18 protein-coding genes, 1 tRNA gene and 1 other RNA gene are annotated in these 21,006 nt (G+C 61.0%); 7 read left to right on the top strand and 13 right to left on the bottom strand.

The genetic code is table 11. The annotated features are described in order from the left end of the window. The 5 genes from I6I12_RS04380 to I6I12_RS04360 form a co-directional block, all read right to left on the bottom strand. Positions 1-1,395, bottom strand: a complete 1,395-nt coding sequence (locus I6I12_RS04380; RefSeq protein ID WP_200288834.1) for a ribonuclease catalytic domain-containing protein — start codon at positions 1,393-1,395, stop codon at positions 1-3. Positions 1,396-1,420: 25 nt separating this feature from the next. Further along, positions 1,421-1,870: RNase P RNA component class A (rnpB, locus tag I6I12_RS04375), an RNA gene on the bottom strand. 15 nt (positions 1,871-1,885) lie between these two features. Beyond that, positions 1,886-3,019: a bifunctional RNase H/acid phosphatase gene (locus tag I6I12_RS04370; protein WP_200288833.1), complete on the bottom strand. Its 1,134-nt coding sequence runs from the start codon at positions 3,017-3,019 to the stop codon at positions 1,886-1,888. Continuing rightward, positions 3,019-3,735 (bottom strand): zinc ribbon domain-containing protein, encoded by a 717-nt coding sequence (locus I6I12_RS04365; protein ID WP_200288832.1) that lies wholly within the window; start codon positions 3,733-3,735, stop codon positions 3,019-3,021. Before I6I12_RS04365 ends, I6I12_RS04370 begins: the two co-directional genes overlap by 1 nt. After that, complete coding sequence (locus I6I12_RS04360; protein ID WP_200288831.1) at positions 3,736-4,875, bottom strand: Nif3-like dinuclear metal center hexameric protein; 1,140 nt, start codon at positions 4,873-4,875, stop codon at positions 3,736-3,738. Between the two features lie 95 nt (positions 4,876-4,970). Between I6I12_RS04360 and I6I12_RS04355 the strand changes: the two genes are divergently transcribed. Together I6I12_RS04355 and I6I12_RS04350 are read left to right on the top strand one after the other, a co-directional pair. Continuing rightward, on the top strand, positions 4,971-5,462 hold the full coding sequence (locus I6I12_RS04355; RefSeq protein WP_034655439.1) for a low molecular weight protein-tyrosine-phosphatase: 492 nt from the start codon (positions 4,971-4,973) through the stop codon (positions 5,460-5,462). Positions 5,463-5,472: 10 nt separating this feature from the next. Next, on the top strand, positions 5,473-6,477 hold the full coding sequence (locus I6I12_RS04350) for an SURF1 family cytochrome oxidase biogenesis protein (RefSeq protein WP_200288830.1): 1,005 nt from the start codon (positions 5,473-5,475) through the stop codon (positions 6,475-6,477). Between the two features lie 218 nt (positions 6,478-6,695). Here I6I12_RS04350 and I6I12_RS04345 read toward each other — a convergent pair. Further along, a tRNA-Val gene (locus I6I12_RS04345) sits at positions 6,696-6,768 on the bottom strand. Between the two features lie 68 nt (positions 6,769-6,836). Continuing rightward, positions 6,837-7,235, bottom strand: a complete 399-nt coding sequence (locus tag I6I12_RS04340; protein WP_023021130.1) for a DUF3052 domain-containing protein — start codon at positions 7,233-7,235, stop codon at positions 6,837-6,839. A gap of 337 nt (positions 7,236-7,572) precedes the next feature. Here I6I12_RS04340 and aceE point away from each other — a divergent pair, with 337 nt between their 5' ends. Beyond that, positions 7,573-10,320, top strand: coding sequence for a pyruvate dehydrogenase (acetyl-transferring), homodimeric type (aceE, locus tag I6I12_RS04335; protein WP_200288829.1), 2,748 nt, complete (start codon positions 7,573-7,575; stop codon positions 10,318-10,320). 115 nt (positions 10,321-10,435) lie between these two features. On the opposite strand, the gene I6I12_RS04330 is transcribed toward aceE, so the two are convergent. After that, the gene (locus tag I6I12_RS04330; RefSeq protein ID WP_023021128.1) at positions 10,436-11,434 is read right to left on the bottom strand and encodes an alpha/beta fold hydrolase; all 999 of its coding nucleotides are present in this window, start codon (positions 11,432-11,434) and stop codon (positions 10,436-10,438) included. A gap of 27 nt (positions 11,435-11,461) precedes the next feature. Here I6I12_RS04330 and I6I12_RS04325 point away from each other — a divergent pair, with 27 nt between their 5' ends. Then, the gene (locus tag I6I12_RS04325) at positions 11,462-11,755 is read left to right on the top strand and encodes an acyl carrier protein (protein ID WP_023021127.1); all 294 of its coding nucleotides are present in this window, start codon (positions 11,462-11,464) and stop codon (positions 11,753-11,755) included. Then, positions 11,752-12,537: an HAD-IIA family hydrolase gene (locus tag I6I12_RS04320; RefSeq protein ID WP_023021126.1), complete on the top strand. Its 786-nt coding sequence runs from the start codon at positions 11,752-11,754 to the stop codon at positions 12,535-12,537. The genes I6I12_RS04325 and I6I12_RS04320 overlap by 4 nt, the downstream gene beginning before the upstream one ends. An 82-nt stretch (positions 12,538-12,619) precedes the next feature. Here the strand turns inward: I6I12_RS04320 and I6I12_RS04315 are convergent, their stop codons facing one another. Both I6I12_RS04315 and I6I12_RS04310 read right to left on the bottom strand, forming a co-directional pair. Continuing rightward, positions 12,620-13,030 (bottom strand): hypothetical protein, encoded by a 411-nt coding sequence (locus tag I6I12_RS04315; RefSeq protein WP_051138330.1) that lies wholly within the window; start codon positions 13,028-13,030, stop codon positions 12,620-12,622. Between the two features lie 500 nt (positions 13,031-13,530). Then, positions 13,531-14,325: a serine hydrolase domain-containing protein gene (locus tag I6I12_RS04310; protein ID WP_200288828.1), complete on the bottom strand. Its 795-nt coding sequence runs from the start codon at positions 14,323-14,325 to the stop codon at positions 13,531-13,533. Between the two features lie 156 nt (positions 14,326-14,481). Here I6I12_RS04310 and I6I12_RS04305 point away from each other — a divergent pair, with 156 nt between their 5' ends. After that, complete coding sequence (locus tag I6I12_RS04305) at positions 14,482-16,173, top strand: alkaline phosphatase D family protein (RefSeq protein WP_200288827.1); 1,692 nt, start codon at positions 14,482-14,484, stop codon at positions 16,171-16,173. Between the two features lie 146 nt (positions 16,174-16,319). Here I6I12_RS04305 and I6I12_RS04300 read toward each other — a convergent pair whose 3' ends face one another. Together I6I12_RS04300 and I6I12_RS04295 are read right to left on the bottom strand one after the other, a co-directional pair. After that, the gene (locus tag I6I12_RS04300) at positions 16,320-17,408 is read right to left on the bottom strand and encodes an alkene reductase (protein WP_200288826.1); all 1,089 of its coding nucleotides are present in this window, start codon (positions 17,406-17,408) and stop codon (positions 16,320-16,322) included. Positions 17,409-17,551: 143 nt separating this feature from the next. Further along, the gene (locus tag I6I12_RS04295) at positions 17,552-19,159 is read right to left on the bottom strand and encodes a mechanosensitive ion channel domain-containing protein (protein WP_200288825.1); all 1,608 of its coding nucleotides are present in this window, start codon (positions 19,157-19,159) and stop codon (positions 17,552-17,554) included. Between the two features lie 146 nt (positions 19,160-19,305). Between I6I12_RS04295 and I6I12_RS04290 the strand changes: the two genes are divergently transcribed. After that, a complete protein-coding gene (locus I6I12_RS04290; RefSeq protein WP_234288173.1) occupies positions 19,306-19,827 on the top strand; it encodes a hypothetical protein in 522 nt (173 codons plus the stop codon). A gap of 24 nt (positions 19,828-19,851) precedes the next feature. Here the strand turns inward: I6I12_RS04290 and I6I12_RS04285 are convergent, their stop codons facing one another. Further along, positions 19,852-20,907 carry a trimeric intracellular cation channel family protein gene (locus I6I12_RS04285; RefSeq protein ID WP_200288823.1) on the bottom strand — a complete coding sequence of 352 codons (1,056 nt, stop codon included), beginning with the start codon at positions 20,905-20,907 and terminating at the stop codon, positions 19,852-19,854. Positions 20,908-21,006: the final 99 nt, after the last annotated feature.

Below are 21,006 nucleotides of genomic sequence, written 5' to 3'. Positions count from 1 at the left end.
CTAGTCAGCAGGCCACGCAAAGAGTACCTCGCGCGAATCGGTATCCGCTGTCACCAGCGAGACTGTGGTTTCGCTGCCGGTTTCTGGCGCGCCTACAGAGTGGGCGAAGACTGGTGGCTCCGGCACAAAAATCCGAGCTTTGTCCCGCTTCGCATCGCCGCTTACGACGGTGGCCGGGAAATTAGTGCCGAGCCAGGGGCGCAGCACGGTGGCCTCGGTGAGGTTGAGGCAGGCCTTATCCACTTGGGAGGCAAGCTGCGAGGTAGAACGCATTGCGCCAATGACCTCCGTGGCGCGCTCCCCCACCCAGCCGGGGACCTCGTAATCGCCGCAGAGGGCTAGGCAGACCTCGGTTGCAAACCTATCGGACAGGCGCCGCAGCGGCGCGGTCACGTGTGCGTAGTAGCCGCCTATCCCGGCATGCACCTGCGCTTCCTGTTCTCCAAGCCACGCATAATCGGCGCCTCGCAGGAGGCTTTGGGCCTCGCGCATGACTGCCATGCCGCGTGGGGAATCGGCGTCGACGGTGAGGAGAAACTGGGGAATGGGGGCATCGCCAAGCGCAAAGCCCAGGGCTTGGGCCTCGGCGCGAAATTGGCGCTCGTGCTCCGGTTCGGCGGCGGGCAAAGTACGCAGAAAACCCACGCCCGCTTCCTGCATGAGGCGTCCCGCGCACATGCCGGCAAGCAGAGAGATCTCCGAGTTATAGTCCATGACCTCATAGCGAGGCTCGATAATGAGCTCAAAGGTGCCGTCAGCATTTTCTACCACCCGCTGGGAGGGCAGGCGCAAGGAAATGGCCTCGCGGCGCAGGGAGGACTCCTGGCGCAATCGTCCCACCTCCGGCAGCAATGCAATAGACGGGTGCAGGTTACCGGCCGCCAAGTCCGCGTGCGCGCCCTCATAGTCCAGGCGGGCCTGGGAGTAGATGAGCGCGCGCTCGACGTGGAAAGACTCCACCTCACCGGCGTCATCTAGATCAAAGGTCCACAGCACGGCCGGTTTATCGGTTTTAGGCAGCAGTGAGGCACGGTCTTCGGAAAGCTCGGGCGGGTGCAGGCGAGCTGGCGCATCGGGAAGATAAATAGTCTGGCCGCGGCGGAAGGACTCGCGCTCCAGCTCGCTGCCGGGCTCAATAAAGGCGGCGACATCCGCAATGGCATAAAAGACGCGGTAGCCACCATCGCGCTTTTCCAGGTAAACCGCCTGATCCAAGTCCATGGAGCCGGCGGGATCGAGGGTTACGAAGGGAATATCGCGGGCGTCGCGGCGCGAGTCGGCATACCGGTCTTGCGCGTGGGCGGCCTGGTGGGTGACCGCAGCCGGAAAATCGGTGGCTACCGAAAATTCTGCGGCAATGGCGCGGAAATCGAGCGGGGCGGCGTAGAGCTTCATGTCCACCACCATAAACGTCTTGGGGCGAATGAGTCGGCCTATAAGCCGGATTCTGTCTAATCGCGGCACTCCCAAGGGAGCACCGTGCGGTGAACATCCATCTAGACCAACCGTTGCCAGTTGGTTCCAGCAGCTACCTTCAGGCTCGAGCGAGCAGCCTTAAAACGCCTGATCGGGCCCCGCAACGTGGCGGGGCCGTGATGCCTTGCTCCCGGTGGGGTTTACCCAGCCACCGCCATCACTGACGGTGCTGGTGCGCTCTTAACGCACCGTTTCACCCTTACCTTGTTGCTCCAACTTGGGCCGAAGCTCAAGCGGAGGCACAAGGCGGTCTACTTTCTGTTGCACTTGCCCGCGGGTTTCCCCGGGTTGCCGTTAGCAACCACCGTGCTCTATGGAGTCCGGACTTTCCTCGGCGCCCACGCGGCAGCAGCTCGCTGCCCGTATGAAGCGACGCGATCACCCGGCCGGCTCATTCGCGTTCCTTATTCTAGCGCAGGCCTGCCAGGTGGCCCACATCGTTAAATCCGTGCACCATAGAGCCGCCTTCCCAGAATTCCACCTGGGAAATGGCAGCCAGGTCTAAAAAGAGATGACCAAAGGTAGCCGGCCCGGCATCAAGCGCCTGGCGGATAAAGGACTTAATCGGATTGACGTGGCTTACTACCAGCACGGTTTTGCCCGCAAAGCGCTCTTGTAGCTCCTTGCGGGTAGTGCGCACGCGGCGGTTTAGCGCCTGCAGCGATTCCCCGCCCGGACAGGCGACGCTCGCGTCATGCAGCCATTCCTCGTGCAGTTCCGGATCGCGCTGGTGGGCCTCGGCGGCAGTCTTGCCTTCCCATGCGCCGAAGTCCACCTCGATGAGTCCTTCCACGGTCTCTACCTCGATATTGCGGCCATTGGCCACGGCCGCCGCTGTCTCTTGGCAGCGGCGCAGGGGCGAGCAGACGATGGCGTCAAAGTGGGCGTCGGCAAGCGCTTGGGCGGCGGCCAGCGCCTGCTTTTGCCCGAGCTGCGTAAGCCCCGGGTTGGCGCGCCCGGAGTACTGCTTAGCGGCCGACATGTCCGTCTGCCCGTGGCGCAGCAGGATAAAGCGAGTGGTAGGTCCGCGGTCCCCAAGCCAATCGGTGGGATGCGGCGCGGTGGTGTCGTGTTCCGTAGCCTGTGCCGGTTCGGCAGTATCTTTCTCCCCGGCAACGATGCCTTCAGGATGTCCGGCGGCCGCGGCGTCCATGGCGTCATTGGATAGGGCGTCTGCCACCTTATTCTTAGCGCGCGGCACCCAGTCCAAGCTGAAGGAAGAAAAGCCGTTGATGTAGTCGCGGGCGCGCAGGGCCAGCTTCTGCATGTCCGGGTGCTTTATCTTCCAGCGGCCGTTGATTTGCTCTACCACCAGCTTGGAATCCATGTGGAACTCCACTTCGGTAGCGCCCATTTCGGTGGCGGCTTCCAGGCCGCGCAATAAGCCGTTGTACTCAGCGACGTTATTGGTGGACTTGGTACCTACTACATAGACGATTTCGCGCAGGATGCGCTGCCCGCTGCCGTCATAAATAACGGTGCCGGAACCGGCCACACCAGGGTTGCCGCGGGAGCCGCCATCGGCATAGATAATGACCTTCATTAGACCAAACGCACCAGGTAGGAGCCGCAATCGCCGCACTGCGGCAATTCATCGGCCGGGGCATTGCGCACCGCGTTTTGCTCCGCCGGCGGCAGGACAATGAAGCAGCCGCCACAAGCGCGGTTGGCCTTGAACTGGGCGGCGCCCACGCCGTTTTCCTCGCGCTGGGTATCGTACTCGCTCAGTACCCCGGCAGGCAGCTGATGGCGCAACTCGCCGATGCGCACGGCCGGGTCTTCCTGGTTGGCAGCCGCCTCCTGTGCCGCCTCGGCCGCGCGACGCAGCTTTTCCAGCTTGCGCTCGGAATCAGAAACGCGCGCACCGTGTACGTCCAGGTTAGAACGCAGCGCGTGCACCTCATTATGGGCCTCTTGCAGCTCGCTCATGAGGTCTGCAATGCGGGACTTGGCGGCGTAGAGATCGTGCTCGAGGTCCTTGCGCGTTTCTGGATCCACGGCAGCGCCTAGCTGGCGCTTATCATCGCGCTCGCGCTGGCGCAGCTTGCGCTCATCGGCCTGGATGCGCAGGATTTCGGTCTCCATGTCATCGACGGCCATCTGCGCGGAGCCGGATGCATCCAGTAGGCGCTTGTGTTCTTCTTTAGCCTTGTCATACTCGGCTTGTTCCGGGATTTCCTTCTTCGCGCCATGGCCCTGCGAGCGTTCCAGGTTGGCCAGCTCCAGCAGTACCGGCTGTAGTTCTTGCGATAGTTTCACTTATGACTCCTTTGGGTGCGCAGAGATAGTCCACGGGTCGGTGCGCAGGCTGATAATTTCCGTATCCAGTTCTAAAGCATCCTCTACGATATCGCGCGCCTGGGCCGTCCACGGAAATTCGCTGGCCCAGTGGGCGGTATCGATGACGGCCGGCCCGCCGGCGCGCAAGTGCTCATCCACCGGGTGGTGGCGCAGATCCGACGTGACATACACGTCTACGCCTAGCTTCGCGGCCGCGGAGAGGAAGGAATCTCCCGAGCCGGAAGAAACCGCTACGGTACGCACCTTTTGTTCCGGATCCCCGGCGGCGCGGATACCCCAGGCGGTCTCGGGGAGGGCATTGGCCACCTGCTGGGTAAACTCGCGCAGGGTCATCTCCTGTGGCAGTTCTCCCACGCGTCCGGGGCCGAGCGCCTTATCCAGGTCTTGGTGGCCAGCGGTTTCCGTAATGTCATAGGCCGGTACTTCATAAGGGTGCGCGGCGTGCAAAGCCTGCAGCAAGGCGGAGCGAAGCGCGGCCGGCGCGACAAACTCGACGCGGATTTCCTCGCCGCGGTGCAGGGCGCCAATTTCACCCTCCGCCGGGTCTGCTCCTTCTTCCGGCTGGAATTGGCCCGTGCCCGCAATATCGAAGGAGCAGTGGGAGTAGGCACCGATGTGGCCCGCGCCGGCGTCGAAAAGCGCCTGCTTTACCTCCTCGGCCGCGGCAACCGGCACGTGCACGCCCCACTTATCCACGCCCTGGGGCTCCGGCACGATGGGCCGGCCGGGGTTGATTCCTACCAGCTCCGCGAGCTTGTCGTTGACGCCCGGCCGCGCCTTATCCGCGTTGGTGTGGGCCGCAAAGAGGGCAACGCCACTGCTCAGCAGCGTGTGTATGACCTTGCCCTTGGGCGTATCGGCCGCCACGGACTCCACCCCGCGCAAGAGCAATGGATGGTGGACCACGAGCATATCCGCGCCGAGTTCAACCGCCCGCTCCGCTACCGCTTGGGTGCAGTCCAAGGCAAAAGCCACGCGCTTGACCTCCGCGGTCGGATCACCGCAGATAAGCCCCACGGCGTCCCACTTTTCCGCCAGGTGCGGCGGGTAGGCCTCATCGAGTACGCGGCGGACATCGCCCACGCTCACAGCGGACATGGAGGTACTCCTTTATGCTCGTTTCATGGAATAGTTACTACTGCTATATCCTATCTTCCGCACCACAGTACTATTCGCGCGAAGGGGTTTTCCGCATGACCGAATCCGCTGCCCGCTCCGGCCTCTACCTCGTCTTTGTTTGCACCGGAAATATCTGCCGCTCCCCCATGGCAGAAATCATCGCGCGCGATGAGATGGAAAAGGACATGCTTGACCTTGTCGCCACCGTGGACTCCTGCGGCCTCGGCGGCTGGCATGTGGGCCAAGGAGCGGATCCGCGCGCCATTGCCGAGCTGCGCCGCGGCGGCCACGATGGTGGTTCCCACCGCGCGGCCAAGCTGGGGCCCGAGCACATGGATGCTGATCTCTTCATCGCCATGGACAAAGGCCACCGCGACGCCCTTATTGAGCGCAGCATCGACCCGGACAAGATCCGCTTGATGCGCAGCTTCGATCCCAACTCCCCGGAAGACGCGGACGTAGCAGACCCGTATTACGGTTCTGCCGCCGATTTCGAAACCACCCGCAACAATATCGAGGCCGCCGTACCTGGCCTGCTGGATTGGATTCGCGCTCACCACGACTAAACTAGGCCCCATGCTAAAGACGTTCCTTAAGCCGGGTTGGGTTCTACTGCTGCTGTTCGTCGTGGCCTTTTCCTACCTCGCTTTTACCGTCCTCGCCCCGTGGCAGCTGGGCAAGGACGATGACATTGTGGAACGCAACGAGCTCATCACTCACGCCTATGAGGCTGACCCCCAGCCGGTAGAAGACCTCGTGGATGACCACGGCGCTATCAAAGACGATGAGTGGTCCCGCGCCACCTTGCACGGCCGCTACCTGCCGCAGGATGAAGTCCTGCTGCGCCTGCGCCCAGCCGAGTCTGGCCCGTCTTACCAGTCCTTGGTCCCCTTCCGTACCGATTCCGGGCTGACCATCTTGGTTAACCGCGGCTGGGTCAAGGCCGGCGAGGCCAACGCCGTGCCGGATATTCCCGCCGCTCCTTCGGGCGAGACCACTATTACCGGCATGATCCGCGCCGACGAGGCCGAGCACCCGTCCGCACCCATTAAGCAGGAGGGCTACCAGCAGGTCTATTCCATCCACACGGAGCAGATTGCCTCGCTTATCGACGCCCCCTTAGCCCACGACTACATCCAGCTTTCCGCGGACCAGCCCGGCGTGCTCAACCCCATGCCCATCCCGCAGCTCGACCGCGGCAACCACCTCTCCTATGGCTACCAATGGATTGCCTTTGGCATCATGGCCCCGCTGGGCTTGGGCTATTTCGTGTGGTCCGAAATCCGTGAGCGACGCCGCCTGCGCGAAGAGGAAGAGGCCCTCGCCGCCCTCGACGCCGATGCCTCTACCCCCTCCGAGCCTGCCTCTAGTGACGCCTCCGCTGCGGACCACACGCCCGCAGAACCAACGGCCGGCGTTGACTCCGTGCCCAGCGAGCATGCGCCCGCAAACGACGATTCCACGGCCGTTCCCGCCGCGTCCTCCTCGCACGCTGCCAGCCGCCGCAATCGCTCCCGCTACGGCGATTCGAAGCCGGATCACTACGCCAAGCTGAATAAGCGCCGCCGCGAGCGCTACTAAGCCGACAACCCGCAGCCGTGGCTGAAGTGCCTGAGTACTTAGCCGAAGCCTAAGAAGCAGCCACGCTAATAGGGCTACTTCCCCAACTGCCATGCACAACGTGGCCGAAAGTTGGCCCACAGGCGCCTTAAGCCTTGAGTCCCTCCCGGGCTAGCCCGTGCCCATGCATACGGAAAAGACCGCCTCCCGGAAATCAATCCGAGAGGCGGTCTGTGTTGTGCGGCCTGAGGGGATCGAACCCCCGACCTATTGGGTGTAAACCAATTGCTCTTCCAGCTGAGCTAAAGCCGCATGCGCTCTTGCGCTGTTAGAAACAGTAGCGCAGGTTGCTAGAGCAACACAAATCAGCAGGTAAAGCCCTACTTCTTGGTGTATCCGCGCTGCACCAAGCAAGAGCCTTGCCACTCGCCTAGGCGCTCTGCCTTGGTCTGCACCAAGCCGGCCAGCTGAGCGGACTCAGAGATGAGCCCTGGCTCTACGGTGCCAGGCTTTCCGGCACCCGGGGTAAGCAGCCAGACCGCACCGTTATCGGCCAGCGGACGGCTCGCGTCAACGAGTCCATCCACAAGGTCGCCATCCTCGTCGCGCCACCAAAGAAGGACTACATCGCACAGCTCGTCATTTTCTTCTTCCAAGAAATCATCGCCGAGCACGGCTTCGATCGATTCAGAGATCGCGGTATCGCAATCCTCGTCCCAACCAAGCTCTAGGGCGATTTGCCCTTCCTTGATTCCGAGCTTGACTGCAGCGTCAGCCACTATGCATTTCCTTCCTAATTTGGTGAATGTCCGGTCCGCGCATCCCCCGCATCCTGCGGGTAAATCGCGGCTTAATAGAAGTATTTTAACGCCCACCGGCCCCTTTTACCCGCCTAAGGGGCGCAATTCCCCCATTTTGCAGGCCCTCCCACCACTTCGCCCAGTTCCGCAGAGTTTGCAAACTACCCTCTTTTACCCCAATAAACCCGGTAAAGATACTGGTTATGACGATGTAACGTACCGCACGTCCCCTTAAGTCGGGCTTCACAACCATTGTGGATCTGTGAGCGCGTATCCTAGTAAGCAAACTGTGCAGACCCTTATACAGGAGGTTTAAATGGCCGAGAAGGACGCCACCAAGGGCGACTCCAACTTCCCGCTCATCCGCGACGGCGTTGCATCGTATCTTCACGATAATGATCCAGAAGAGACCCGCGAGTGGATGGATTCCCTCGATGGTCTGCTGGAGCACTCCGATCCGGAGCGCGCACGCTACCTGATGCTGCGCCTACTCGAGCGCGCTACCGCTAAGCGCGTTGAACTGCCTTCGTTGACGTCCACGGACTTCGTCAACACCATCCCAACCTCCATGGAGCCAGAGTTTCCTGGTGACGAGGAACTGGAAAAGCGCTACCGCCGCTGGATCCGCTGGAATGCGGCCATCATGGTGCACCGTGCACAGCGCCCAGGAATTGGCGTAGGTGGCCACATCTCGACCTACGCGGGTGCTGCCCCGCTCTATGAGGTGGGCTTGAACCACTTCTTCAAGGGCAAGGATGATCCTTCGGGCGGCGACCAAGTCTTTTTCCAAGGCCATGCCTCACCGGGCATGTACGCACGTGCTTTCATGGAAGGCCGCCTGACTGAAAAGGACCTTGATAGCTTCCGCCAGGAGGTATCCCGTGGCGAGGGCGAGGGGCTGCCGTCCTACCCGCACCCACGCCTGATGCCATGGTTCTGGGAATTCCCCACCGTGTCCATGGGCTTGGGCCCGATTAACGCTATCTACCAGGCACGCTTTAATAAGTACCTGGAGACTCGCGGCATCAAGGACACCTCCAAGCAGCACGTGTGGGCATTCTTGGGCGATGGCGAGATGGATGAGCCAGAATCTCGCGGCCTGCTGCAGATCGCTTCCCTCTACGAGCTGGATAACCTCACCTTCGTGGTCAACTGCAACCTGCAGCGCCTCGATGGCCCGGTGCGCGGCAACACCCAGATCATCCAGGAGCTAGAATCCTTCTTCCGCGGTGCCGGCTGGGAGGTCATCAAGGTCATTTGGGGTCGTGGCTGGGATAAGCTGCTGGAAAAGGACACCGAAGGTGCCTTGGTCAACGTCATGAACACCACCTCTGACGGTGACTACCAGACCTTCAAGGCCAACGATGGCGCCTATGTGCGCGAGCACTTCTTCGGCCGCGATGAGCGCACGGCCAAGCTGGTAGAAGACATGTCCGATGATGAGATTTGGGCACTGCGCCGCGGCGGCCACGATTACCGCAAGGTCTACGCCGCCTATGCTCGCGCGCTGGAGAACAAGGGCACCGGCAAGCCAACCGTCATCCTCGCGCACACCATTAAGGGTTACGGCTTGGGCCACAACTTCGAGGGCCGCAACGCTACCCACCAGATGAAGAAGCTGACCCTGGATGACCTGAAGCGCTTCCGCGATAAGCAGGAAATTCCTTTCTCCGATGCGGAGCTGGAAAAGGATCCATACCTGCCGCCGTACTACCACCCAGGCAAGGACTCCCCGGAGATCAAGTACATGCTGGAGCGTCGTAAAGAGCTCGGCGGCTTCCTGCCGGAGCGCCGCGAGGACTTCACCCCGCTGGAGGCACCGGCTCTGGACAAGCTGCGCTCTGTACGCAAGGGCTCTGGCAAGCAAGAAGTAGCCACCACCATGGCCTTGGTGCGCACCTTCAAGGAAATTATGCGCAACAAGGAGCTGGGCAAGCGCGTCGTGCCGATCATTCCGGATGAGGCCCGCACCTTTGGTATGGACTCCTGGTTCCCGACCATGAAGATTTGGAACCCCCGCGGCCAGAACTACGTGCCGGTGGACCACGACCTCATGCTCTCCTACCGCGAAGCTACTGACGGCCAGATCATGCACGAGGGTATTTCTGAGGCCGGCGCCGCTGCCTCCTTTACCGCTGCGGCAACGTCCTACGCTACCCAGGGCGAGGCCATGATTCCGCTCTACATCTTCTACTCGATGTTCGGCTTCCAGCGCACCGGCGATGCCTTCTGGGCAGCCGGCGACCAGATGGGCCGCGGCTTCATCATTGGCGCAACCGCCGGCCGCACCACCCTGACCGGTGAGGGCCTGCAGCACATGGACGGCCACTCCCCTGTCTTGGCTGCGACCAACCCGGCCGTGGTTTCTTATGACCCGGCCTTCGGTTACGAGGTTGCCCACTTGGTTTCCCGCGGTATTGAGCGCATGTATGGCAAGGACAACGAGGCCATCATGTACTACCTCACCGTCTACAACGAGCCGGTACACCAGCCGGCCGAGCCGGAGGATTTGGACGTGGAGGGCCTGCACAAGGGCATCTACCACTTCAATACCGCAGAGGGCGGCTCCATTGCTGCCAATATCTTGGCTTCCGGTGTAGGCGTGCACGAGGCGCTGCGCGCACAGCAGATGCTTGCCGACGACTTCGATGTCAAGGCCTCCATCTTCTCCGTCACCTCCTGGAACGAGCTGGCCCGCGACGGCGCCCGCCGTAACAAGGAAGCCCTGCGCAAGGGCGAGGAGCCGAGCGAGGCTTTTGCTACCTCCCAGCTCAAGGGCTACGAGGGTCCGTTCGTTGGTGTCTCTGACTTCACCACCGAGCTGCAGGAGCAAATCCGCCCGTATGTCCCAGGCACCTACATCACCTTGGGCGCGGACGGCTTCGGCTTCTCCGATACGCGCGAGGGCGCTCGCCGCTACTTCAATATCGACGCCGAGTCCATCGTCGTCGCAGTGCTCGATGGCTTGGCTCGCGAGGGCAAGATTGAGCGCTCCGTTGTGGAGAAGGCAGCCAAGGATCTCAAGCTGGATGATCCGACCGTGACCACCCACATCGAAGACTAATCCCCGCTTTGGTGCTGGCTAGGCCCGCGCCACGCGCTACAAGAAAGGCGCCGCCGGCTTCCCCGCCGCGGCGCCTTTTGCGTACCCAGCCAACGGGCTTATGCATCCGGCCCGTCTATATCGCATCAAGGACGCGGCCAAGGGCCGCGGAGATAGCCTCGGGGTCTTCGAGGATCACCATGTGTCCGGAGCCTTCCACCGTCTGCAGGTTCGCGGCGGGCCAATGCTTACAGAGCACCTCGGATTGTGAACGCGGGGTGACAATATCGGCGGTTCCGACTACCACCTCGCCCTTGAGCTTCGCCAGCCGTGGGGCGGCGCCGTACTCGGCGTGTTCCAAAAGGTCGTCGAAGAAGCCGGAGTAGGAGGCCAAGGGGGTATCGAGAAGCATGGCAACGTGAAATTGCAGCTTCTCCATTTGTGGAAAGCCGGCCAAGGTCGCAGCAAAAAGTGGCGCAATGAACCGGGCGGCCTCAAAGCGCGCGCTATCGACGCGACCAGGCAGGCGCAGACAGAGGCGGTAGAGCGCATGCAGAGATTTCGACTGCAGAATCTGCGCTACGCCCTTTGCTGCAAAGCGGCGCATCGAAGTTGAAATTAGCAGCGCGCCCTTGATGCGCTCATAAACCTCGGCTGGAGCACGGCGGATGAGGTTTAAGGCAACCATGCCGCCCAGGGAATGGCCGACGATGACCAGGTTGCCACGGGGAGCGCGCTCTCGAATGACGGCGAGGACGTCGTCAGCCGCCGTATCAACGGTGCACTCCTCTGGGGCGACCGTGGAGGACTGGCCGTGCCCGCGCAAATCCACCAAGAGTGCACGCGCATTGCGACCGCGGAGATAATTGGCCTGGTCATAATAGGCTTCCGCGGATAAGCAATAGCCGTGAATGAAGACCACGGTTACTGGCGCGTCTTCGCGCCCCACCTCGTACCAGGCAATATCTAGGCCATCGTGTTCCACAGTGCCGGAAGCGCTGACCTGGGTAAGGCCCGGCTCGGTGGAGGGATCATGCAATCCGCCATAGAGTTTTTCTAGCTCGGCGCGGTGCGAGGGGCGCAGGCGCTTGAGCCAACTACGCGCCACAACGGAAGAACGTTTTCTCAATGCCATAACGGGATCAATACTAGACTGGTGGGCATGGCAAACGACCTCAGCGCCCAATTACAGGCAAAGTTCAACGCGAGCGCGCCGGAAAAGGAGCCGGAGCGCGATACGCTCGGCCAGCTCCTCGCGCTCATAAACAAGGTCACCGGTACCGAGGAAGATCTGAGCCGGGATAAGCGGCTGAAGGATATTGGCGTCGAATCGCTAGATCTAGTGGAGCTGACCGTGCGCGCGGAAGAGACCTTCCAGGTGCGTTTTTCTGAGGAAACGATGCTCAACTGCGAAACCATCGGCGATATTGCCGAGTATGTGGAGGACCACCAATGATTTCTTATCTATCCGATATGGACGGCGTACTCATCAAAGAAGGCGAGATGATCCCTGGCGCCGATAAATTTATCCAAGCGCTCAAGGATAATGACATCGAGTACATGGTGCTGACCAATAACTCCATGTCTACTCCACGGGATCTTTCTGCCCGCCTGCGCAATACCGGCTTGGATATTCCTGCCGAGCGCATCTGGACCTCCGCCACCGCCACCGCGAATTTTCTTTCCAGCCAGGTAAGCTCCAGCAAGGCCTATGTAGTGGGTGAATCCGGCCTTACCACCGCCATGCACGAGGCTGGGTGGATCCTTACCAACGATGACCCTGATTTTGTGGTGCTTGGTGAGACCCGCACCTATTCTTTTGAGGCCATCACGAACGCGATTAACCTCATCCGCAATGGTGCTCGTTTTATCGCCACCAACCCAGATGTCACCGGCCCTGCCCCAGAAGGAGTATTGCCGGCCACCGGTGCCGTGGCTGCACTGATTACCGCCGCCACCAACCGCGAGCCTTATTACGTGGGCAAGCCCAACCCAGTCATGATGCGCTCGGCGCTCAATCATATTGGTGCCCACTCGGAGCACACGGTGATGATTGGTGACCGCATGGATACAGACGTTAAGGCCGGTCTCGAGGCCGGCATGCGCACTGTATTGGTGCGCTCCGGCATCTCCGATGACCGAGAGATTTCTCGCTACCCCTACCGCCCTTCTGCCGTGCTGAAATCGGTGGCCGAGCTGCCGGACAAAATCTTTGATCCCTTCGCCGAGGAGGAATAGGCCGCCCTCAACCGGCCCTACTTATGGCAGAAGGAAAAGGGAGGGTGGACCAGCAGCTGTTGGTCCACCCTCCCTGTGCTTTCTACGGCAGGCGCACGGCAGCAGTAAAGCCGTGGCGCTGTGCAAGGTAGCGCACGACGCAGTCCAGCGCATCTAGCTCTTCGCGGGTGCCGGTCAGCACCTGGTGGCAGCCAATACCGCTGTCTGAGTGGGCACAGGCTTTGCCGCCTCGAGCAAGCGCCGCGACAGAAAGCCCATCCCGGAACCAGCGAGTGCACCACTGAGCGGTCAGTGGGTCATCGCCCGGAATGATAAATTCCGACTCGGTACGGATGCACCGATCCATGGCGCGTTCAATCTCCGAGCGCAGCGAGCGCGGCATCCCGGAAATCTTGAGCACACCGGTAACCACGGTGGCACCACCGTTGACGGAGGGCCACGCGGAGGTGGAGGCCGGCTGTTCAACCGGCGCAGGGTTAACGCACGTATTCATAGCCGATTCTCCCTCGACATAGATCACCACCGCACGAGGCCTGCCGGCCCGGCGCGATGCAAGACGAGCTTCGTCTTCCCCAACGAACTGTCTGATGCGTCTGCACACAATTTTCCTGCGTCACACCTCCCCCTACAACCCTCAACTTTCACTTCAACCCCCGTTTGCTAAACCTCAACCCCAGGTACAGACTGGGACTAAAGTTGCAGGTGAAACCAGTGTTATTAATGTGAAACTTGGCCTTTTCTGTGAACTCCCTAGGCTTGTTCTATATTCTCCACCAGACGGCCTGCTCATGGGCGCGAAAACCCTATTTGACTTACCTCCAACAGCGGCTAGTTACAGGCACGCCGCGATCCCAAGTTTTATGGCCCCTACCGCACAAAAATCCTCGATTTTCCCACCCTGCGGGGGAGCCTTCCACCGTGCCGCTTCCCCGATAAAAGGTTATAGACACGCGCTAGCGCACTGGAGGCGCTAGCTCCGCCGAGCCCGGACGCCTACAAGGCGTTCCAGATGGAGGTATTCGTATCGTGCCAGAGTGGCTTGCACCATTCGCCAAAGTCACGGTCCGTGAGCGCCACCATGGCATACTCGCCGGCCACCCAGAGGTAGGTGCCGGACATGCCAAAGTGACCGACGGCGTCGGCAGGCAGGGCGCCCATCCAGTGTTCTTTGTCGCCGTGGATTTCAAAACCAAGGCCCCAGGTACAATCTTTAAAACTGCCGTAGCCCGGGACAATGCCGCGCAGGCCACCAAAATGGACGCGGCGCATATCGGCCACGGTGGATGGGTGCAGCAGCTGCGGATCCTGGACTTCCGCAGCAAAGGCCGCCAAATCTTTCACCGTGGAGACCAAGCCGTGACCGGCCGAACCTTCGAGACGAGTGGAATCCATGCCCAACGGGGTAAGTACACCCTCGCGTAGGTACTCGGCAAAGTCCATGCCCGTGGCATCGGCCACGGTATCTGCGGCCCACTCATAACCGGCCGAGGAATAGATGCGGCGTTCGCCTACCGGCTTCTGCGGCTCTCGGGAGTCAAAGGAAATGCCAGAGGCGTGTGCAAGCAGGTGTTCCAGGGTCGAGCCCTCCGGACCGGCCGGCTGCCCCAATTCCACCGCGCCTTCTTCCACGGCAAGCATCACGCCATAGGCCGCAACCAGCTTGGTCACCGATGCCACTGGAAACTCGCGGGCGGTATCTCCTACCGTTTCTATGACCTCGCCGCGGTGCAGCAAAGCACCGGCCACCGTATCCGCGGGCCATTGGCTGATCTGGCTAAATTCACTCATGCCCTCCAGCCTACTGAGCCAAGCCCGCCCAAGGCCCGCACTCTAGGGCCGGGCGAAGGGCAAGGAAGTTAACCGCCAGTTAAGACAAAAAGAACTCTTTATGTAATTGGCCTAGGATCGCTTGCACAGGCGGCAAACATGACGAAGCTTTAAATCATGCCTAGTAATTCTCAGAATCAGTCCGCTTCTGCCCGCGGAAACGTCAATCGCCGCCGCTTCCTGCAAACCACCGGCACCGCCGGCGCCGCCATCGCTTTGTCCACCGCCGCCGCCAACTCTGCCAATGCCCAAAGCAGCCTCTCCCCGCGCGTGGAGCAGCACATGGTAGAGCCCCAACTGGGCGAGCGCCCCTTCCTCCACGGCGTTGCCTCGGGCGATCCTATTCCGGATTCGGTCATTTTGTGGACCCGCGTAACCCCGGATGCCGATGCCATGCCGGGATCCGGCCTGGGCGAGGCCACCCGGGTGGAGTGGGAAATTGCCAAGGATGAGGGGTTCGGGGACGTCGTCAAGCAGGGCGAAGTGACCACCGACGCCAACCAGGACCACACCGTGCACGTGGATCCGCACGGCCTAGAGCCGGAGACCGTGTACTTTTACCGCTTTAAGGCGCAGGATAAGTACTCGCCCATTGGCCGTACCAAGACCGCCCCGGCGCTGAGCGCCTCCCCAGAAGAGCTCACCTTCGGTGTGGCTAGCTGTGCAAACTGGGAGTCCGGCTTCTTTAACGCCTATGGCGATATTGCCCAGCGCGGCCGCGCCGACCAGCTGGATTATATGATCTTCTTGGGCGACTATATCTACGAATACCCGCAGCGCGAGTACGCCGGTAATGGCCCGGTGCGCCTGCACCACCCTGCGCACGAGATTATCTCGTTAGAGGATTACCGGATTCGCTTCGGCCGCTACCGCACCGATGAAAACCTGCAAGCCGCACACGGGGCACTGCCGTGGGTTGTGGTGTGGGATGACCACGAGGTGGCCAACGATAACTGGCGCGAGGGCGCCGAAAACCACACCGAGGGCAAGGAGGGCGCCTTCCTCGACCGCCGCAAGGCCGCAATGCAGGCCTACTTCGAGTGGATGCCGGTGCGCGCAACCAATCCTTCCGAGCAGGGCCACCTCTACCGCAGCCTGACTTTTGGTGACCTGGTGGAACTAACCATGATGGACCTGCGCACCTACCGCGATGAGCAGGTGCGCTTTGGCCCGCACAAGATGGCCGCAGAAGGCCGCACGATGCTCGGATCCGAGCAATATAATTGGCTGCTCAATAAGATTGAGACCTCTTCTGCGAAGTGGAATATGCTGGGCAATTCCGTCATGTTCTCCCCCATGAACCTGGCTACCCTGCAAAAGGATGACAAGACCAAGCCGGTTTCTTCCTCGCTGTCTTCCAATATCACCGGCATTCCGGTCAATGGCGACCAGTGGGATGGCTACTCTGCAGAGCGCCGCCTGCTTATCGACGCCCTTTCCAAGCACGATGCCCACACCCTCTTTGTCACCGGCGATATCCATTCCGAGTGGGCGCATAATATCAGCAAGGATGGCCGCATCTTTGGCGCCGAGCTGGTCTGCGCCTCCGTTTCTGCGCCCAATGTCAACGAGCAGCTCAAGCTGCCGGAAGGCAACGAGCTTTCCAAGCTTGCCGAGCGTTACCTGCTAGGTGCCAACCCGCACACCCGCCACGTGGACTTGGACCACCACGGCTATAGCTTTGTAACCGTGCGCCCGGATTCCGCAGAAATGCACTGGCTGCGTGTGGATAACCTGCTGTCCGCTAAGTCCCCGGTGCGCGAGGCTGTGACCATGACCTGGCGCCCAGGCAAGGGCTATACCAAGTAGTTGTAAGTTCTGTCACATGACAGGCACTTGGTGTTAACGAACGGGTAGTACACCTTCGATAGGCATAGTGAAAGACCCTCTCTGGGGAATTTCACTACCTATCACTCTGATGCCTCTCGGCCCCCCTTTATGCCGCGGATTTTTCCCTAGTCCGCGGCATATTCATAATCAATGTAGCCACGCTCGCCGCCCAGGTAGAACGTATCCTGGTCCGGCTCGTTGAGCTCCAAGCCCTCACGCCAGCGGCGCACTAGGTCCGGGTTGGCGATGAGCTGGCGGCCCACCACTGCGGCATCCACGTAGTCCAGCTCGATTTCACGTTGCGCATCTTCCTTGGAAGTCACCGTGGGGAAGCCATCATTCATCAGCACCTTGGTCACGCCATTTGCGCGGGCCTTTTGCGCCAGCGTGGCGATAAGCTCGCTTTCCGGCTCGCCGTGTAGCAGCGACACATAAGCCAGGTTCAGCGGCGCCAGGGCATCGAGCAGTCCGCCGTAGGTGGCCAGCATGTCGTCCTGGTCATCCTCGATAACACCCTGCACATTGTGCGCCGGCGAGAACCGCACACCGACGCGGTCGGCACCGATTTCCTCCGCCACGGCGCGGATGACCATCTCCGGCAGGCGCCAGCGATTTTCCGGGCTGCCGCCGAATTCATCCTCGCGCTTATTGGACGAGGCCGCCATAAACTCATGCAGCAGGTAGCCATTCGCGCCGTGGATCTCCACCCCGTCGATACCGGCATCGATAGCTCGGCGCGCTCCCTGACGGAATTCCTCCACGATGCGCGGCAGCTCCTCAGTCTTTAGCTCGCGCGGGAGCGGCGCTGCCATCTTGCCGGAAAAGCCACGCACGGTTCCGCCCCAGTCGAAGGAGCTCGGGGCCTCTGGATCTGCACCGTCAATTAGATCTGGGTGGCTGGTGCGGCCACCATGCATGATCTGCATGAACAAGGTGCCGCCGGCCTCGTGGACTCGGTCTGCTACCGCACGCCAGCCTTCTGCCTGCTCCTCGGTGGCAATGCCTGCCTGGCCTGGGAATGCGCGGTTGGTCCACGCGGGGAAGGTGCCCTCCGTGACAACCAGCCCGGCCGTGGCACGCTGTGAGTAGTACTTCTGGTGCAGCTCGGTAGGTATTCCGCTTTCACCCGCGCGCTGGCGGGTCAACGCCGCCATGGTCACGCGATTATCTATCGTGTATCGGCCAAGTTCCAGAGGCTCAAATAGTGAAGTCATGCCAAGTGCAACGCGCAGCCGGCTCGCACTATTTCATCTTTGCCACACAAGATCATTTCTGCACGTCAATAACAATGACATGAGCGTTTCTGCCGACTTTGCCAACCACAATAGGAAGCAATGGTCGAAATGGGGGGCACGCCTCACTGACGAGGCTCTACCGGAATCTCTGTGCCTGCGCTACCGGCCGTTCCGGAAGCTTGGGCGCCGTCGCCGGCGTCGCCTCCCGCAGTGGGCGCAGTGCCGGCGCCGGTCCCGGAATCTGTCCCCGCGTTGTCTGCGCCATTGGGGGCACTCGGGGCCGGGGAGGCATTACCAGTAGCGCCTGTTCCCTGCCTGCCGCCGGCAGGCGTATCAGTCGTGCCAGCGTCATTCGTACCCTGTGGGTAGTCGGTCTCCGTAGGAGCGGCACTGTCTTCCGTTGGTTCGGACTGTGTACCGGTCTCGGTGGTTGCTGGGGTGGGTTGGTTTGAGGGGGCGTCGGAAAGCTGTGAGGAGGAGGTTTCCTTGCCGCTATCGCGCCAGTGCTCGGGCGAGAGCCAGCCCGCGTCCGCATTTTCGGGATTGCTCGAGGCCAAGGCCAAGGCACCGACGACAAACAGCGCGAGGACAAGGCCCGTGGTGGAGGCGCGGACTCGGCCGCCGAAGGTGGCGATCTTTTGAAACTTGCTATTGGTCTCCAAGCCACGCCAGATGCCCTGGGAGGGCTCTGGTTCTTGATCATCCGCATCAGACAGCGCGGGTTTTCCGGGGCCGTCACTAGCCGGGCCATCCACCTCAGCGTCCGCGGTGGCGGCACTGCGCTCCACCTTCGTCTCAGGGTGGCAGCCCTCCCCTGCGGTGGAAGCATCCTTTACGGATTCTTGAGCCGCGGTATTTCCCTGCGGTGGGGTCAGCGGGCGCTGCAGTTCATCGAGATCGGTCACGTTGTAGTGATCCCAGAACTCCGAGAGCAGCGCCGAGCGAATGGCGCGTTCCACTGCCCATTGGCGGGCCGGGTTAACGGTGACCAGCACGCGGTAGGTCACGTGCCACGACTGGCCGGCGGCCTGCGGGGCAACCAGCTGCGTGGCTGGCAGCACCTCGAGCTCGCCGTTGACATCCACGGCGATGGATGGCTCTTGGATGGCCTGCTCGGAGATGGTGCGCACCCGGCGTGTGATCTCCGGAAGGGTCTCGCCTTCTTGCACGGGCACGTCGAAGTTGACCACGGCACGCGACCATTCCTGGGAATAGTTTGTTACCGCCCCGGCAGAACTATTGGGCACGGTGACGAGCTCGCCGGTGGGAGTGCGCACCTTGGTGGTGCGCAAAGTCAGCATCACCACGGTGCCTTCCACATCGGTTACGCCATCAAAGCTGACGTAATCGCCTACACCGAATTGCTTTTCCGAAAGGATGAAAAAGCCGGAGAGGAAATCCGCAATGATGGACTGGGCGCCAAAACCCACGGCGGCCGAAACTATCGTCGCCGGCACCGCCGCGCCTACCGCAGGAACACCGATATTGGTCAGCGCCGCCCAAATGATGAGGAAGTACGCGATGGCCTGCACGATGTAGACCAACGCACCGGTCAGCGCCAGGCGCGCCTTGGTGGATTCTTCATCTTCATCGAGGCGGCGCTCTATGATGCGGATCGCCAGCCTGCCGATGCGTGGGATCAAAATGCCTATGAGCAGCAGCGCGATAAGCGGTAAGCCGTGGTCAACGAAGATGCTCCACAGCTCGTAGAAGTAATACTTCAGGTTCATGCCTCTACCGTAGGTGGCGGAGCTGAAAACTGGATGCCAGTTCACTGCCAGCCACCATGCAAACACTCCCCCTCGCACAGCCCGTTTCCCCCTATGCCCTGCACAGACTCCGGCACCCGCCGCCTTGTTTGGCTACTGTGTGGGGCATGAAGAAATCATTCCTTATTCCCTTCTTTTCCCTAGCCCTTTTTGCCACCGGTTGCGGCGGCAGCGACGAAACCGCCACCACCATTTCCACGGTGAAAGAAACCGTTACGGAGACGGCCTCTGAAACGAGCTCTGCAGAATCCAGCACCGAAGAAACATCCACAGAAAAAACGACCACGGAAGTAGCAACTACGGAGGCCGCGCAGCACGCCGAACCACAAACAGAAAATCAGAAAGCCGTGCAACCGGCTACCGAAAACCAGCAGCGGGAAAACACCGCGCAGTACCAATGCGCGGACGGCACCTGGGTGGAGTTTGCCGCGTTGTGCAAGGAATCAAACGCTCAACCGCCAGTACAAGCGCCCAATGGGCCGAGCGCGGAATGTCCGGCCTACCTGTGCGGCTATGGCAACGATGCCAACGGCAACCGGAATAAGAGCTCCGGAGAAATCCAGACCCAATATGGCTGCGAGCAAGGCTATATCACGGACCCGCAGGTTTGCGGCGCGGTTGGGCGCTAAGCCGCCGCACTAAAGAAACGCAGGCTAGTCGCGGGAGTCGTAGCGCTTCATGAGGCGATCAATGAGTTCATCCGTAAGCTTGTCATCTTCCAAAATGGCATCGAGGAGGCGCTGTGATTCCTCATGGGAGGACTGTTCCTCCTCGTTGTAGGAATCACCGGTGAGGTCCACGCCGAAGTCCGTGTCCTCGCCTTCAGCTACCACTGCGCTGAGCTGATCCACATCAGACTCGAAGGACTCCAGAAACTCGCTGGCCTCCGCCGCGGCTTCTTTGCGCCGCTTACCGGAGCGCACTTCCTTTTCAATGCGCCGCTGCAGCGCTGCCTCCATCTGGCGGTGGCGCCAAGAACGTAGGCGGTGCGGCTCTAGGCGACGCCCCACTGCACGGCTCTTATTTTCGGCTTTCTTGGCCAACACCTTAACCTGTGCGGCGGTGTCATTAATAGGTGCCCAATCCTGATAGGCCGGCACGCGCCACCCAGCCCAAATGCCCAGCAGCGCCAAGAAGATGGAGACCAACGGCCCAATAATCATGCCCACTGCCATCATGTCGAAATGGTGGCCTACCAGCACAATAATCGCACAAGCCACGGCCGGAATGACTGTTGGCTGGTTATCACCGAAGACGCTCGGCTCGCGCCCCATCACGATGTCACGAATCATCGATCCGCCCGTGGCGGTAAACACGCCCATCATGATGCATGGAATAAGCGGCAGGCCGTAGGTAATAGCCTTCACCGCGCCGGTAGCGGCCCAGAGGCCCGAAACGACGGCGTCGCCATGCGCCTGCAGATAATCCCAGGTCTTGCCTTTGAAGTAAACAAAGCGAGCAATCAGCGCGCCGGTAAAAGCCAAGTAGAGGTATTCCGGCTGGCTCATTGCCGCGACGGTGCCGCGGTTAATGAGCACGTCGCGCACCATGCCGCCGCCTAGCGACGAGAACATCGCAATGAAGAAAAAGCCGATGATATCGTAGCCGCGCTTGCGCGCCATAGTGCCACCGATAATTCCCATCAGCAGCACACCACTGATATCGGACCAGCGGTAGAGAGATTCAATGAGCGGATCTACTTCAACCATATAGTTATTAGACTTCACCGCCCGCCCTTGCGCAATCAGCACACCCATATGCGCAGATAAGCACAAGGAGGCGCCAGCACTGCTTGCCGACGCCTCCCT

This window comes from Corynebacterium kefirresidentii (assembly GCF_016599755.1).
Classification (GTDB): Bacteria; Actinomycetota; Actinomycetes; order Mycobacteriales; family Mycobacteriaceae; genus Corynebacterium; species Corynebacterium kefirresidentii.
This window is presented reverse-complemented; position numbering and strand designations above follow the sequence as displayed.